Here is a 14,890-nt window from a genome sequence, read left to right on the forward strand (position 1 = left end):
GTAAGGTGTCAGGTCTGCTGATATCTGCTGATCTGTACCGGAGTTGCTCAGCCTTGAGGGGCGGCGAGGGCGGCAAGGGTGGCGCCGACCGCGCGGCGGTCGATCTTTCCGTTGGCGCTCAGCGGGAGTTCCGCGAGGACGGTGATCTCTCCGGGCACCATGTACCAGGGGAGTTGGGCGCGCAGGGCCTGTGTCAGCTCCGCCGGGTCGAGGCCGCCGCCGGTGCAGGCGGCGGTCAGGGTGCTCTCGCCGCGTCCGTTCGGGGCGGCCAGCACGATCGCGTCGCGCACCCCGGGCCGGCTGCGCAACGCGGCCTCCACCTCGCCGAGTTCGATCCGGTAGCCGTGCACCTTGACCTGCTGGTCCAGTCGGCCGAGGTGGACCAGCTGCCCGTCCAGTCGGCCGACCCGGTCCCCGGTGCGGTACCAGTGCTGGTCGGTGAGCGGCTCGGTGCCGTCGTAGCCGCCGGCGCGCTCGCCGTCGAAGCTGAGGAAGCGGCCGGCGTTGTCGGCCGGGTCGAGGTAGCCGGGGAAGCGCTGCGCGCCCCGCACCACCAACTCGCCCTGGTCGGCGGGCCGTCCGTCCTCGCCGAGGACCAGGTGCGGCAGGCCGGGGAACAGTGCGCCGATCGGTACCGTGCCGTTGGCCGGCTCGGGCCACTGGGCGCGGTCCGAAGGGAGCCTGAACTCGGCGCAGCTGATGGTCAGTTCGGTGGGACCGTAGAGGTTCTCCAGGACGCTGCCGGGCGCCGCCGCCGCCCAGGCCTCGGCCTGCTGCAGGGTCAGCGGCTCGCCGCAGAACAGGCTCCAGCGCAGCGAGGGCATCCGACCCGGCTTCAGTGCGCGCATCCGGCGGGCGAACGAGACCATCGACGGCACCGAGAACCAGTGCGTCAACTCCCGTTCGGCCACCCATCGTACGGGCGCCAGCAGGTCCTGGCGGGTCGGCACCACCAGGGTGGCGCCGCTGCCCCAGGCGGTGAACATATCGAAGACCGAGAGGTCGAAGGTCAGGTCGAAGGTCTGCGAGATCCGGCTGCCGGGTCCCGCTTGGTAGCGCTCGATCACATGGGTCAGGTAGGTGTCGGCGTTCTGCTGGGTGACCGGCACGCCCTTGGGCTCACCGGTGGAGCCCGAGGTGAACAAGAGGTACGCGGCGCCGGTGGGTTCGTCCCGGTACGGCGGCAGCGCGGCCACCGGGCCGGCGTGCTGCGACAGTTGCAGCAGTGGCACCGGGAACGTGGCGGGCGGCTCGCCCTCCAGCAGGACCAGGTCCAGCGCGCCGGCGGTGGCGATCCGCTCGTTGCGGGCGGCGGGGAAGGCCGGGTTGAGCGGCACCACCGTGGCGCCCAGGCGCTGCACGGCGAGGTAGCCGGCGTAGGCGAGTGGGCTGCGCTCGGCCAGCAGGCCGATCCGGGCGGGCGCGGCGCCACCGCAGCCGGCCGCGCCACCGTGGGCCGCCAGGATGCGGGCCGCCAGGCCCTCGGCGAGCAGGCCCAACTCCCGGTAGCTCAGCCGGTCCTGGCCGATTTCCAGGGCCGGGTGATCGGGGTGGCGCGCCGCCGAGGCGGCGAACCGGGCGTACAGGGTCCGTTGCATGGTCATCCGTCCTGGGGGAGGGCGCGCAGCAGGTGGGCGAAGGCCTGGTCGACGACGCCGGTGCGCGGGCGGCCGCGCTCGGCGGAGCGGGCCGCGAAGCGCAGGGTCTTGGCGAGCTCGCCCCACGCGGCCGTGGCGTTGACGGCGGCCCGCGGGTCGAGCGCGTCGTCGGCGACCAGCACGATGTAGCGGTGGGCGTAGTGCCGGCCGGCGGCCCAGAGGTCGTCGGCGTAGCGGCCGGCGGCGGCCGGCTGGGCGGTCAGGGCGGTGTGCACGAGGCCGAGGGCCTCGGCGAGCTCGGTGGTCCACTGCGCCTGATCGGGCGCAGTCGGCTCGGCGGCCCGGGTCAGCCAGCGGTAGTGGCCCGGCGGCGGCACCTGGACGGCCCGGCCCAGCGCCAGCGCGTCGCGCCGGACCACCTCGGGCGCCGGAGCCGGCAGCGGGGTGAGCGCGCGGGCCAGCTCCGCGTCCTCCAGCCAGCTCAGATACGGCTCCTGCTCGCCGTGCGGGGTGAGCGCGCTGAAGTGGTCGGCGACCAGCCAGCACCCGTCGCGGTACTCGTGCAGCAGTAGCCAGTGCGGCGCGCCAGGGTGGCCGTAGCCGGGCGACCAGCTCAGTTGCGCGGTGTTGCCGACCGCCAGCACGCTGTCCCGACAGGCGAGTTCGGTGATCAGCCCGGCCCGGGCGGCAGACCACTCGGGGCTGCCGCGGTAGGCCAGCGTCCGGCCGTCCGCGGTGGCATCCACGGGGGTGTGCTGGACGAAGGCCAGCTCGCCGGCGGGCAGGTCGGTGCGCACCGCGAGCCGTACGGCGTGACCGATCCGTCGGCGGATGTCGGGGTCGTCCTGCTCCAGGCAGGCGACCAGATTGGTGCTGTAGCAGCTGAGCCGGGGCAGCGTGGCCGCCCTGGTGGTCAGGCGCATCGTCACTCCAAGTCGGCGGGCGGGTCGGTGAAGGCGCAGCTGAGCGGGATGGGCGAGTGGTCGCGCAGGCTGACCCAGGTGTACGGGCCCCAGCGGCCTTGGCGCCGGCCGAGCGGGACGTCGATCGACCAGGGACGGCCGGCCAGTCCGTCGCCGGTGGCCTTCACGCAGGCCTCCTGCACCGTCCAGACCCAGGCCAGCTCCCCGCCACGGCCGGCCGGCGGCAGGGCGGCCAACTGGTCGGCGCGTTCGCGCAGGCAGCGCCGCAACAGGTTGTCGGACGGTGCGACGGGCGGGAGTTGGACGTCCACGCCGACCCGCCGCCCGGGTGCCACGGCGGCCGCGACGGTGTCGCCGTCGTGCGAGACGCTGATGCCGACCTCCGGGTGCCCGGCCAGGACGGGCCGGCCGCGCGGGTCGGCCCGGACGGCCGCGTCCGCGAGGTCGGGCCGTACGGTGCGCAGCAGTTGGCGCAGCGCTGCCCGACCGGCCAGGAACTCGGAGCGCCGCCTCGGTGCCATGACGCGCGCCGAGGCCAGATCGGCCGGGTGCGCCGCGCTCTCGGCGCAGCACGGTCGGGGCGCGCTGAGCACCCAGACGCCGGCTGCGACCTCCCTGACCGACCCGGTCACGGAGCCGGCCGGCCTGGCAGCCGAAGCAACGGACCCGGTCATGACCGCAGGCCTTCGAGCAACTGCTCAGCGCTGTCGGCAACATGACTGAGCATCAGTTCCGTTGCTCCGCCGCCGATCCCGCACACCCCGGCCTCGGCCCGGATCTGCTGGACGCCGCCGCGGGCGAGCCCGTCGGCGCCCTGCAGCTGCGCGCACCGCGAGAGCACCGCGTCCACCGTCAGCCCGACTGCGGACTTCAGCAGCGCGGCCGCCGCGAGATCCTGCCGTTCGACGATCTGCTCGCCCAGGCTCTCGTGCAGCGCGCGCAGTCCGGCCACCTTGACCAGGCAGGTCGCCAGGTCCTGGCGGATCGCCTCGTGCTGCCAGAGCGGTCGGCCGTCCACCGTGCGCCGGGCCAGCCGCGCCTGGGTCTCGGCCAGCACCCGGCTGGTGAGCGCGACGGCCCAGTACGCGCCGGCCAGGCGCTCGGTGCCCATGTGCCGGGCGAAGACGGCCAGTCCGCGCCCGGGGCGGCCAACCAGGTGGTCGGCCGGCAGCCGTACGTCGTCGAACTCGACGTGACCGGTGCCCGACCCGGCGAGCAGGTCGGTGTCGGCCGCGCGCACCGTCAGGCCGTCGGCGTCGGCGGGAACCAGCACCCAGCTGAAGCTGGTGAAGTGGCGACCGGGACGCTGCCTGGCCAGCACCAGCAGGTAGTCCGCGCAGCACGCGGCGGTGATCCACCGCTTGCCCCCGCGCAGCGTCAACCCGCGCTCGTCGATGGTGACTTCGGTGCCGAGCCCGGCCAGGTCGGAGCCGGGCGCGGCCGCGTCGGTGGCGGCCAGTGCGACGGTGGCCGTCCCGGCCAGCACCCGCTGGTAGGCGGTGCCGCAGGCGTCGCCGGCGCCCGAGCCGAGGACCGGCACGGCGCTCGCCGCCTGCACCAGCACACCCAGCGTCACGCCGTTGTCGCCGCGGGCGTCCACCGCGCGCAGCAGCGCGGCGAGGTGGGCCGGCTCGGCGACCGGGCCGAGCGGGCCGCCGCGCCGGTAGAGCCCGGCCGGCACGCCGCTCTCGCCCAGTGCCCGCCACAGGTGCGGCAGTGGGGTCGGCGGTGGGAGGTCGGCCAGGGCCTGTTCGACGCGTTGGCGGAACCGGGCGGCCTCGTCGAGCCGGCCCGCCAGGGCGAGTTGGTCCGCGAGGGCGAGGTGGTCAGGCAAACCGCACCTCCGGGTCGAGCAGGGCGAGCTTGCCGTCGGCCAGGTGCAGCCGGTCGTTGCTGTAGTTCAGCACCGCCGAGCGCAGGTCCCGCAGCGAGTGCTCCAGCCGGGTCGGCGAGTCCTTGAGGTAGCCGTGCCGCATGCCGACCGCGTCGACCAACTCGTCGACCACCCGGTAGCACTCCTCCGCAGCGGTGATCTTGAGCGCGTTCAGCTGGAGCTGGATGCTGGGCCGGCTGAGGTCGGTGCCGCGTGCCACGGTCTGCTCGGTCCGCATCAGCAGCGCGTACACGGTGTCCAGCCGCTGGCGGGATCGGGAGAGCCGGGTCAGCAGCAGCTCGGAGTCCAGATCGACGCGGCCCCGGCTCTCCGGTGCGCGCAGCAGCCGCAGCACCCGGGAGAGTGCCCCGGCCGCGGTGCCCAGCCAGCAGGCCGACCAGCCCAGGTGCGCCAGCGGCCCGAAGACCGAGGTCACGATGGTGCGGAAGTCGCCGTGCTCGCCGATCACTTGGTGTGCGGGCACCCGCCCGCGCAACCGCAGCGCCACGCTGTGGCTGGCCCGCATACCCAGCGGCTGCCAGTCGCCGGAGGCCTCCACGCCGAGCTGGTCGCGGCGGGCGTAGACCAGCGAGACCTGGCTCGGCGAGGTGGCGCCGGGGCTGAGCATGGTGAGCAGGAAGGCGTCGGCGTGCTCGCCGCCGGTCACGATCGGGGCGAAGCGGTCCACCACGAGCTCGCCGTCCGCGGTGTCGAGCTCGGACTGCGCGGTCAGCAGGTGGCCGCCCTTGCCGGCCTCGGTGGTGACCGAGGCCAGGTAGCTGCGCCCGGCGGCGACCTCCGGCAGCAGCTCGGCGCGGATCCGGTCGCTGCCATGTCGGACCACGGCGGCGACCTGCTGGCAGTGCATCGCGAAGACCATCGCCACCGACAGGTCGGTCCGGCCCAGCTTGATGCTCGCCTCGATCAGGTCGGCGGTGCTGCCGCCGAGGCCCCCGTACTGGACGGGCACCAGCAGGCCGAGCAGCCCGGTGCGGCGCAGCTCCTCCAGCGCGGCGAGCGGGAAGAGCGCCTCCCGGTCGGTTCGGGCGAGCTCGGTGGCGGCCGCGGCGGCGACCCGGTCGGTGAGCTCCGCCAGCAGCTCGGGCAGCAGCCGCCCGGCGGCGCGGGCTTCGAGGACGGGCGCGGTCATGCCGGGCTCGCCGAGGTCTGCAGCGCCCCGAGGATGGCGTTCCACAGGTTGCCGGCGGTGGCGAAGGTGGTGTCGTTCATGTCCTCGTCCGGCAGGGAGACGGCGAAGGTGTCCTCGATGGCGAAGAGCAGCTCGATGGCCTGCATGGAGTCCAGGCCGAGCTCGCGCAGGCCGGATTCGGGCGAAAGCTCCCGACCGGCGGCGAACTTGAGGAAGGGGGTGAGCAGTTCGACGAAGCGCGGGTCCATTGGTTCACTCCTGAGTGGGCTCGGACGTGCGGGTCAGGGTCAGACGGGAGATCTCCGGGGCGCGGTCGGGCCGGTCGCTGTCGACCACGGCCTCCACGGGCAGCGGGTGGCCCAGGAAGGCGACCAGGCTGGCGTACAGGCCGTAGGCGCCGACGTTGGGCACCGCGACCAGGTCGCCGGGGCGCAGCGCGGGCAGCTTGGCGTCCCGCGCCCAGGTGTCCAGCGGCGTGCACAGCGGGCCGGTCACCATGGTGCTCGTGCTCGACTCGCCCTCCGAGCTTTGGCCCTCGGAGTGTTGGCTCAGCACGTGCGGCGAGAGCGGCGGCAGCCGGCGCAGCCCGGGATTGCCGCCCAGGTGGTTGATGCCGGACTCCAGCACCGCGATGGTCCTGCCATGCGAGCGCTTGACGTCCAGCACGGCGGTCAGCAGGGTGCCGGCGGTGCCGACCAGATAGCGCCCGGACTCGAAGGACACGTCGGGCGGCCGCGCCGACCAGCTCCCCAGCTCGGCCAGCAGCTCGGTGAGCGGACCGCGCAGCTCCGAAAGGTCGACGGCAGCACCGGACTTGGCGAACGGAGCGCCGAACCCACCGCCCAGGTCAAGGAGTCGAAGCCGTACGCCGTGTTCGGCCAGAACCGCCGCCAACCGCCGGGCGGTGTCCAGGGCCTGGCGGAACTGGCCCAGCAGGGCGCCCACTTCGCTCAGGTTGCTGCCCATGTAGAGGTGCAGTCCGACCACCTTGGCGTGCGCGCCGCCGGTGAACCGGGCCGGCTCGGCCAGCACCCAGCCGGTGTCGGCGCCGAACTGCGAGGGCACTCCGGTCATCGCCAGGCCCTGGCCGGGCACCGGCTGGTCGTCGTTGACCCGCAGCAGGCACTCGGCCGCCAGCGCGCGGGCCGCCGCGAGGCGGTCCAACTGCTCGATGGCATGGGGGGAGTCGACGGAGAAGAGCCGCACTCCGCGCTCCAGGGCGTCGGCGACCTCCGCGTCGCGCTTGCCAGGACCGCTGTAGAGGACGTCACCGGCCGGCCAGCCGGCGGCCAGCGCCGCGTCCAGCTCGCCGGTGGAGCAGACCTCGGGGTGCGCGCCGCACTCGCGCAGGGTGGCGAGCAGCGCGGGGTGCGGATTGGCCTTGAGCGAGTAGTACAGGCCGGCCCGCTCGGGCAGCGCGGCCCGCAACCGGTCGTGATTGCGCCGTACTTCGGCCAGGTCGTAGACGTACGCCGGGGTCGGCACGCCCGCCAGGGCCTCCAGTGCCACGGGCAGCGCGGTGGCCAGTGTGTCAGCGGGTGCGGACATCGCCGGCCTCCCGCACCCGAGCCGCCAGCGCCTTGCGGTCGACCTTGCCGTTGCCGGTGAGCGGCAGCTCAGGCAGGACCAGGCAGTGCCGGGGGATCTTGAACTCCTCGATCTGCTCGCGCATCCCGACCAGCACCTCGGCGGCGCTCAGCCCGTCGACCGCGGTGACGAAGAGCCGGGCCGGCTCACCGCCGCTCGGGGCGAGTACGGCGGCGGAGTCCACCCCGGGCAGCCGGCGGGCCGCGGCCTCCACCTCGGTGGCGCTGACCCGGAACCCGTTCTCCTTGTAGATGTCGTCGCGCCGGCCGGTGAAGTAGAGGAAGCCGTCGGCGTCCAGCCAGCCGTAGTCGCCGGTGCGCAGCTCGGGCAGCAGGCCCTCCACCCGGTGGAAGCGCTGTGCGTTCAGCTCGGGGCGGCGCCAGTAGCCGGCCATCACGTGCGGGCCGCGGACCACGATCTCGCCCACCTCGCCCGGGGGTTGGCGCCGGCCCTCGTCGTCCACCACGAACACCTCGGTGCCCGGCAGCGCCCGCCCGCTGGAGCCGGGGCGGGTCAGGTCCTCGTCGGCGGGCATGATGGTGGCCCGCTTGCACTCGGTGAGCCCGAACATCAGGTGCACCCGCAGCGCGGGGATCGCCGCCCGCAGCGCGGCCAGTGCCTCCTGCGGCATCGCGGCGCCGGTGTTGGTGAGCATCCGCAGCGGGAGCGTGCGGTCGCCGGCCCGGCGCAGCAGGCGGGCCAGCGCGTCGGCGACGGCGGGGACGGCGGGCAGCACGGTCGCCTGCGAGCGCCGCAGGTTGGCCAGCAGCGCCGGTCCCACCTCGGCGGGCCGGCCCAGCCAGACGTGTGCTCCGCCGTGCACGGCCAGGAAGAGCTGGTAGAGCCCGTAGTCGAAGGAGAGCGGCAGCGGGCTGTAGACCACGTCCTCGGTGCGGTAGGCCAGTTCGTGCTGGATCGCCTGGATGGCGAACACCATCTGCTGGTGGGTGCTGACCACGGCCTTGGGCAGCGAGGTGGTGCCGGAGGTGTAGATCAGGCAGACCGGGTCGACGCCCAGCGGGGCCGGCGGCAGTGCGGCGTGCGCATCGGCGTGCACGTCGAAGGCCGGGTCGAAGGCGTGCCGGGCAGCCGACTCGACGTCCAGCGCGGTGATGCCGCGCAACTCGGCGGCGGCCAGCGACGATTCGCAGTCGCTGACCAGCAGCGCCGGTTCGCAGTCGTCCAGGATGTGCTCCAACTGCAGCCCGCGGACCTGCTCGTGGAGCAGTGAGAAGGCCACGCCGACCCGGGAGGCCGCATAGACCAGGACCGGCAGCAGGGTGGAGGTGGGCGCGCTGACCACCAGGCGCTGCCCGCGCCGCAGTCCGACGCCGTCGGCCAGCCAGTGCGCGAGCCGCCGACTGGATTCGTCCAACTCGCGGTAGGTCAGGCTCTGTTCGCCGCTGGTGACGGCCGGGCGCTCGGGCCACCGGTCGGCGGCCCGGTCGAGCAGCTGGTGCAGGACGGATATCGCTGGCTGGGTGCTCATCGGACCTTCCCCTGGTGCGGAAGCGCTGCAGCGGCGGGTGCCGGCCTGGCGCCGGTTGACGGTGAACGCTGGACGACGGCGCAGAGGGCGTCGACCTGGTGCAGGTTCTCGGGGACGAGGTCGTCGGCGTCGAACTCGATGCCCAGCTCGTGCTCCAGGCGTTCGACGATCTCCACGATCCGGAAGGAGCTGAACGTCGCCAGCTCGCTGAGTGGTTGCCCGGCCAGCAGTTGCTCCGGCGTCGCGCCGAGCACCGCCGCCGCCACGGCGGCCACCGTGCGGCGCAGCTCCTCGACCGACTGCGCGGACTGCGCGGACTGGTCGGACGGGTCGCTCTGCGAGGGAGAGGCGGGCTGCTCGACCGGGGACCCGAAGACCTCGGCGTCCGAGGTCAGCAGCAGAGCGAGGCGGGCGAGGAGCCCCTGCGGCTCGGCCCGGCCGCGCTCGACCCGGCGGTAGGCGAGGTACACCTGCTCGGTCAGCGCGTCCCAGGCCCGAAGGTGCTCCGCCACGCGCGCCGTGCTCGCCCCGGTCGCCCCGGTGGCCCCGGTGGCCTGGGCGAAGGCCGCGTGCAGCTTGCGGGAGCGGGCCAGCAGCCAGGTCTCCAGGGTCAGTTGCTCCAGCGCGGCGGCCCGGTCGGAGTGCTCGGCATAGGCGCCGACATAGGTCAGCACGGCGGCCGGGCCGATCGGCTCGACGGCGCCCGGACCTGAGGCGTCGGTGGCCGCGCCGGGCCCGGCCGGGTCGGGGGCGAACTCCGCCACCGTCACCGGGCCGGGAAGCGCGGCCGCAAACCGCGCCGCGTCCAGCGTCCAGCGGCCCGGTCGCGCGCTGCCCCAGGGCGTCTCGTTGTGGTAGCCGTCCACGATGGTGATCGCACCGCTCGGGTCCGTCTCGGCCAGGAAGCTGTGTTCCAGGTGCCGCCGCCCGAAGTACGGTACCCAGGGCAGGTGGTAGGCGTCGGCCACCAGGTAGCAGCCGGGGCCGGGCCGGACGGCCGCGCCCGAGCTCTCGGTGCGCAGCTCGCGCAGCACCAGGCCGAGCCGCTGCTGCGCCTCGGCGAGCTGCTGCTCGGTGCTGCGCTCCACGGTGGGCAGGCCGCCGGGTCCGGGCCGCGGGTCCAGGCGCAGTGCCGCGCCGAGCCGCAGATGGGTGCCGCCACCGTGCCAGCGGTCGGCCAGCAGGCCCAGGTTGACCTGCAGGCAGTCGAAGAGTTCGGCGGGCAGGGTCGAGAGCGGGGCGGAGGTGTCGGCGGTCGTGCTCGTGCTCGTGGTCGTGGTTGTGGTTGTCACAGCGCCGCCTCCGTCGCGCCGAGCACCACCGCGATCAGGTCCTGCACGGTGCGGAAGGTGCGGCCGACGAAGATGTCGTCGGGCAGCAGCACCTCCAGTTCGTCCTCCAGTTCGACGAGGATCTGCAGCAGGGCAAGGGAGTTGAGGGCGAGCAGGCCGCCGGCCAGTGGTTCGTCGTCGCGGATGTCGGCGGGGTCGAGGGCTGCGGCGCACTGCGCGCCGAGCAGGCGCTTGACGCAGTCGCGGACGTCGCCGGTCGCCAGATGGGTGGTCATCGGGGGCTCCAGGGGAGGAAGTCGTCGAGGTGGCGCAGCAGCGCGCGGAAGTGCTCCGGCTGGAACACCTCGAAGTGTCCGCAGTCGAGGTGGCGGACCGTCAGTTCACTGGTACGGGTTTCCCATTGGGCGATCTGCTCGTCGCGTTCCGGCGCGGCGCAGGCCACCAGCAGGGTCCGCCCGGGCTGCCGGCTGGTGACCCGGTGGGCGGCGCATGCCGTCAGGTGCGCGTCGGCGGTCCGGGTAGCACGCTGCTGGGCCGCCGGGTCGAGCGGCAGGGCCGCCCCGCGCAGGATGGCCGCCATCAGCTCGTCGTGCGATCGGTGGTAGGCGGACCACGGTTCGGCGAAGCTGTCCACCATGACGACCGCGGGCGGCGGTCCGCCGCCGGCCAGTCGGGCGGCCAACTCCCAGGCCAGCAGGCCGCCGAGGGACCAGCCGATCAGCAGGTCGGGCGGCGCGGGCAGGGCCTGCAGCAGGGCCAGGTAGCGCTCGGTCATCGCCTGGAGGCTGTCGTCCGGCTGCTCGTCGCCGAACAGGCCGGGCGCCCGCACCCCGTGCACGACGCCCCGGCGGGCCAGCCAGGAGACCAGGCCGACGTACTGCCCCAGGCCGCCGCCCGCCGGGTGCAGCAGCACGGAGCTGAGCGGACCGGGCCGCCGGCTGAAGGAGCTGAGCAGGGGGTGGTCGAGGGTTCTCATGAGGCATCCGTTCGGGCCAGCGGCGGGCGCCGGAGCGCTGAGGCGGCCACCGGTGCGGCGATCGCGACCTGGCGGCGGACCCGGACTTCGGCGACCAGGCCCGCGCCCGCCGCCAGGACCGCGAGCAGCAGGGCGACCAGGCGGAAGTCCATGACGTCCGACAGCCCACCGGTCAGCAGTGTGCAGAGCACCAGCAGCCCGTTGCCGGTGGCGTTGGTGAAGCTGGTGAGCAGCACCAGCTCGCTCGGCGGGCAGTCCTGGATGATCTCGGCCTGCGCCGCGGTGAAGGCGAACTCGAAGAGGAAGAGGTAGCCGAAGTAGGCGGCGAAGAGCGTCAACGGCCCACTCGCGTACGGCAGCAGCACCATCGCCCCGGCAGTTGCGGTGTTCGCCGCCAGGCCCAGCCGCCGGCCCGGCGCCATCCGCCGCAGCAGGACCGGGACGGCGATCGCGCCCAGGACCAGCGCCAGCCCGCAGACGATCTGTAGGTGCATCACCGAGGCGTCGCCCAGGTGCAGCACCCGGATCGGCACGACCGTGCGGGCCGTGCTGTGGAAGCCCTGGAAGGCGCCGACCGCGACGATCAGATAGACCACCGCGCGGGTGAGGCCGGGCCGTCCGCGCAGCACACCCGCGATCTGGCGCCGCAGTCCGAGCCGACTCGGCTCATCGCTTCGGGCGGTGGCGGCCCGGGGCGCCGAGACCTGCGGCAGCCAGCGGTAGCAGCACGCCGAGACCACGAAGGTGGAGGCGTCGACGGCCGCCGCCGTCTCCACCGACACGTGGCCGGCCAGCAGGCTGCCCAGCACCCCGCCCAGCGCACTGCCGAGGTAGTAGGAGTTGTTGAAGGTGTAGGAGGCGAGCTTGAGGGTCGGCCCGTCGAAGAGCCGGCGGGCGTAGACCACCCGCGCCGTCTTGGTGATCCCCTCCAGCAGGCCGCGCACCAGGAAGCAGCCAAGCACCGCGGCCACCAAGCCGTGCTGCAGCAGCACGCCGATGGTCAACGAGACCAGCCCGCCGCCCAGTTCGACGCAGACCACGGTCCGCCGCAGCCGGGCGCCCTCGCAGGCCCGGCGCACGGTGGTGACCAGCAGGATCGGCAGGATCCACTGGAACCCGAAGACCGCCGAGGCGCTCAGCCCCGAGCCGTGCTGGTCGAGCAGTCGCGCCGAGACGGTGAGCAGCAGGAAGAAGGTGCCGGTGGAGCTGATCAGCATGGCCGCCCAGAGCACCAGGAAGCGCGGCGAGCCGAACAGCGCGCGCGCACCGCCGGCGGGCGTCATGACGGGCCTCCCGACGGGGCCACCGGCGTCATCCTGACGCCGAGCAGCTCCTCGATCTCGGACCTGATCTGCGTGCAGTCCAGCTCGGCCCGGGCGAAGTCCTTGGCGGTCACCCGGACCACCCCGTAGGTGTCGAAGTTGCCGTCCATCCGGCGCAGGCGGCTGCCCGCCTCGATGCTGCTGTCGCCGGAGTGCAGCCGGGGCCGGAAGGCCTCGAACCAGTCGGCCGGCAGGTCGCCGCGCACCGTGCAGTCCTCGGCGGTGGCCAGGAAGGTGTGGCTGGCGGCGGTCCGCACCGGGTACGGCTCGGCGGGCACCGGCCCACCGTCGAAGAGGGTGACCAGCGTCTCGAAGAGGTTCTGCCCGGTCGCCGCGCGGATCACCTCGGGCACCGTCCCGCCGGCGATCCGCGGGTTGACCTCGACCAGCCGGAAGCCGTCGGCGGTGCCGATCACCTCGACGTGGAAGATCCCGAGGTCCAGGCCGAGCGCCCGGCAGACCCGCACTGCGTACGCCCCGAGTTCGCGTTCGGCCTCGGAGTCCAGGCCGCAGGGCATGGTGGAGCCGAGTTCGAGCACCGGGTTGTCCAGGCCGGTCTTGCGCCGGACGGCGGCCAGCGGGGTGAACGACACGCCGTCGGTGGCCACTTCGACCGAGTAGAGCGGCCCGACCGCCAACTCCTCCACGATGAAGCGGTCGTCGAGTTCGGCGGCCAGCCCCGGCACGAGCTCGGCGCAGCGGGCGTCGGCCTGCGCGAAGTGGGCGCTCACCTCCTGCGGCGAGTGCGCGATGGCGGTCACCGTCTTGCCGAGCCCGCTGACCGGCTTGACCACCACGGGGTAGCCGATGGCGGCCGCGGCGGCGAGTGCCTGCGCGGCCTCGGTGACCACCGCGAAGCCCAGGCTCGGGATCTGCTGCTCGCGCAGAATGGTGCGGCAACGCCCTTTGTCCCGGGCTGAGTTGATCGCCTCGCGGGAGGTGCCGAGGGCGCCGATCGCCTCGGCCAGCTCGGCGGCCGGCAGCACACACATATGCAGGGTGGTGAGCACCGCGTCGATCTCCCCGGTGTGGATCCCGGCGCCGTGCAGGGCGGCCAGCACGGCAACCGGATCCTGAATGTCCTCGACCCGGATCGCCTGGTCCACCGACTCGCGCGCCTGCCGGCGCACCTCGGGGGCGGCAAAGAAGTCGTAACTCGGCGACCAGAGCAGGGTGGTGCGGTGGCCGAGCTTGCGGGCGTACTCAAGTGCGTGGATTCCCAGGCCGGTTGACTCGACGAACAGCAGGTGCTTCATCGGGTGCTCCCCGCGGTGGGCTGCTGGGCGGGGGCCGCGGCGCGCAGCCCGGCGATAAGGTCGGCCTTGAGGTCGGCGACCGCTTCGAGGCCCACCGACAGCCGGATCAGGCCGGGGGCGAGCCCGGTGTCGAGCTGCTCCTGCGCGGAGAGCTGCTTGTGCGTGGTGCTGGCAGGGTGGATCACCAGGGTGCGTACGTCGCCGATGTTGGCCAGGTGGCTGACCAGGCGCAGCGCGTCGACGAAGCGGACCCCCGCCTCGACCCCGCCGTGCAGCTCGAAGGCGACCACCCCGCCCACCCCGTTCGGCAGGTAGCGGCGGGCGCTGTCGTACCAGGGGCTGGACGCCAGGCCCGGGAAGTGCACTGCCGAGACCTCAGGCCGGCTCTCCAACCAGGCTGCCAGCTCAAGGGCGTTGGCCGAGTGCCGGGCCATCCGCAGCGAGAGCGTTTCCAGGCCCTGCAGCACCAGGAAGCTGGTGAACGGCGTGGTGGCCGGGCCGAGGTCGCGCAGCAGCCGCAACCGCAGCCTGCGGGCGTACGCGCCGGGGCCGAACTCCTTCCAGAACCGCAGGCCGTGGAAGCTCGGGTCGGGCTCGCTGAACTGCGGGAACCGCTCGGCGTGCGCGCCGAAGTCGAAGGTCCCGCAGTCGACGACCACGCCGCCGATCACCGTGCCGTGCCCGGAGAGGTACTTGGAGCTCGAATGCACCACCACATCCGCGCCGTGCTCCACCGGCCGCAGCAGGTAGGGGGTCAGGCCGGTGTTGTCCAGCACGAACGGCAGCCCGGCCGCGTGCGCGACGTCCGCGATCGCGGCGACGTCCAGCAGGTTGTTGCGGGGATTGCCGATCGTCTCGCCGAACAGCAGCTTGGTGTTGGGCCGGATCGCCCGCCGCCACTCCTCCAGGTCGTCCGGGTCGTTGACGAAGGTCGTCTCGATGCCGTAGTCCGGCAGCAGATGGCGCAGCAGGTTGTACGTGCCCCCGTACAGCGCCGCGCTGGACACCACATGGTCGCCCGCGCTCGCCAGGTTCAGCACGCTGAGCGCCACCGCCGCGTGTCCCGAGGCCACCGCGACGGACTCAACTGCCCCTTCCAGGGCGGTGATGCGCAGCTCGACGGCCTCGTGCGTCGGATTCTGGATCCGCGAGTAGATGTGGCCCTTCTCCTCCAGGTTGAACAGCCGCGCCGCGTGCTCGGAATCCCGGAACACGAAGGAGCCGCTCTGGTAGATCGGGACCGCGCGGGCGCCGGTGGTGGGGTCGGGTGCCGTTCCGGCGTGAATCTGCCGGGTCTCGAAGCTCCAGGTGGCCTGGTCGCCCGGATCCGACAGCGAATCCGGATCCGACAGTGAATCCGGCTCCGGCTCCGACTGTGCGTGGCTGGTGCGGCTGGCGGTCATTTCTTCCCTCGCGGTCATTTC

General features: G+C 73.6%; 14 protein-coding genes. All 14 read right to left on the reverse strand.

Features of this window, described 5'->3' with window-relative positions; translation table 11 throughout:
* Positions 1–47 precede the first annotated feature (47 nt).
* Genes P3T34_RS30740 through P3T34_RS30805 form a run of 14 tightly spaced genes read right to left on the reverse strand, consistent with a single transcriptional unit; the run spans position 48 to position 14,887 of the window.
* Positions 48–1,598: an AMP-binding protein gene (locus tag P3T34_RS30740; RefSeq protein ID WP_348534711.1), complete on the reverse strand. Its 1,551-nt coding sequence runs from the start codon at positions 1,596–1,598 to the stop codon at positions 48–50.
* A gap of 2 nt (positions 1,599–1,600) precedes the next feature.
* Entirely contained in the window at positions 1,601–2,521 is a 921-nt protein-coding gene (locus P3T34_RS30745) for a hypothetical protein (RefSeq protein WP_280669297.1), read from the reverse strand.
* A gap of 2 nt (positions 2,522–2,523) precedes the next feature.
* Positions 2,524–3,195, reverse strand: coding sequence for a 4'-phosphopantetheinyl transferase superfamily protein (locus P3T34_RS30750; RefSeq protein ID WP_280669298.1), 672 nt, complete (start codon positions 3,193–3,195; stop codon positions 2,524–2,526).
* Entirely contained in the window at positions 3,192–4,355 is a 1,164-nt protein-coding gene (locus tag P3T34_RS30755; RefSeq protein ID WP_280669299.1) for an acyl-CoA dehydrogenase family protein, read from the reverse strand. Before P3T34_RS30755 ends, P3T34_RS30750 begins: the two co-directional genes overlap by 4 nt.
* A complete protein-coding gene (locus P3T34_RS30760; protein WP_280669300.1) occupies positions 4,348–5,544 on the reverse strand; it encodes an acyl-CoA dehydrogenase family protein in 1,197 nt (398 codons plus the stop codon). The genes P3T34_RS30755 and P3T34_RS30760 overlap by 8 nt, the downstream gene beginning before the upstream one ends.
* A complete protein-coding gene (locus P3T34_RS30765) occupies positions 5,541–5,792 on the reverse strand; it encodes an acyl carrier protein (RefSeq protein ID WP_280669301.1) in 252 nt (83 codons plus the stop codon). Before P3T34_RS30765 ends, P3T34_RS30760 begins: the two co-directional genes overlap by 4 nt.
* 4 nt (positions 5,793–5,796) lie before the next feature.
* Positions 5,797–7,092: a type III PLP-dependent enzyme gene (locus tag P3T34_RS30770; protein ID WP_280669302.1), complete on the reverse strand. Its 1,296-nt coding sequence runs from the start codon at positions 7,090–7,092 to the stop codon at positions 5,797–5,799.
* Positions 7,076–8,620 carry a class I adenylate-forming enzyme family protein gene (locus P3T34_RS30775; protein WP_280669303.1) on the reverse strand — a complete coding sequence of 515 codons (1,545 nt, stop codon included), beginning with the start codon at positions 8,618–8,620 and terminating at the stop codon, positions 7,076–7,078. Before P3T34_RS30775 ends, P3T34_RS30770 begins: the two co-directional genes overlap by 17 nt.
* On the reverse strand, positions 8,617–9,912 hold the full coding sequence (locus P3T34_RS30780; RefSeq protein ID WP_280669304.1) for an acyl carrier protein: 1,296 nt from the start codon (positions 9,910–9,912) through the stop codon (positions 8,617–8,619). Before P3T34_RS30780 ends, P3T34_RS30775 begins: the two co-directional genes overlap by 4 nt.
* A complete protein-coding gene (locus tag P3T34_RS30785; RefSeq protein WP_280669305.1) occupies positions 9,909–10,187 on the reverse strand; it encodes a phosphopantetheine-binding protein in 279 nt (92 codons plus the stop codon). Before P3T34_RS30785 ends, P3T34_RS30780 begins: the two co-directional genes overlap by 4 nt.
* Entirely contained in the window at positions 10,184–10,888 is a 705-nt protein-coding gene (locus P3T34_RS30790; RefSeq protein ID WP_280669306.1) for an alpha/beta fold hydrolase, read from the reverse strand. Before P3T34_RS30790 ends, P3T34_RS30785 begins: the two co-directional genes overlap by 4 nt.
* Complete coding sequence (locus P3T34_RS30795) at positions 10,885–12,171, reverse strand: MFS transporter (RefSeq protein WP_280669307.1); 1,287 nt, start codon at positions 12,169–12,171, stop codon at positions 10,885–10,887. The genes P3T34_RS30790 and P3T34_RS30795 overlap by 4 nt, the downstream gene beginning before the upstream one ends.
* Positions 12,168–13,466: an ATP-grasp domain-containing protein gene (locus P3T34_RS30800; RefSeq protein WP_280669308.1), complete on the reverse strand. Its 1,299-nt coding sequence runs from the start codon at positions 13,464–13,466 to the stop codon at positions 12,168–12,170. The genes P3T34_RS30795 and P3T34_RS30800 overlap by 4 nt, the downstream gene beginning before the upstream one ends.
* The gene (locus P3T34_RS30805) at positions 13,463–14,887 is read right to left on the reverse strand and encodes a PLP-dependent transferase (protein ID WP_280669309.1); all 1,425 of its coding nucleotides are present in this window, start codon (positions 14,885–14,887) and stop codon (positions 13,463–13,465) included. Before P3T34_RS30805 ends, P3T34_RS30800 begins: the two co-directional genes overlap by 4 nt.
* Between the last annotated feature and the right edge of the window lie 3 nt (positions 14,888–14,890).

The sequence above is a fragment of the Kitasatospora sp. MAP12-44 genome, assembly GCF_029892095.1.
Taxonomy (GTDB): Bacteria; Actinomycetota; Actinomycetes; order Streptomycetales; family Streptomycetaceae; genus Kitasatospora.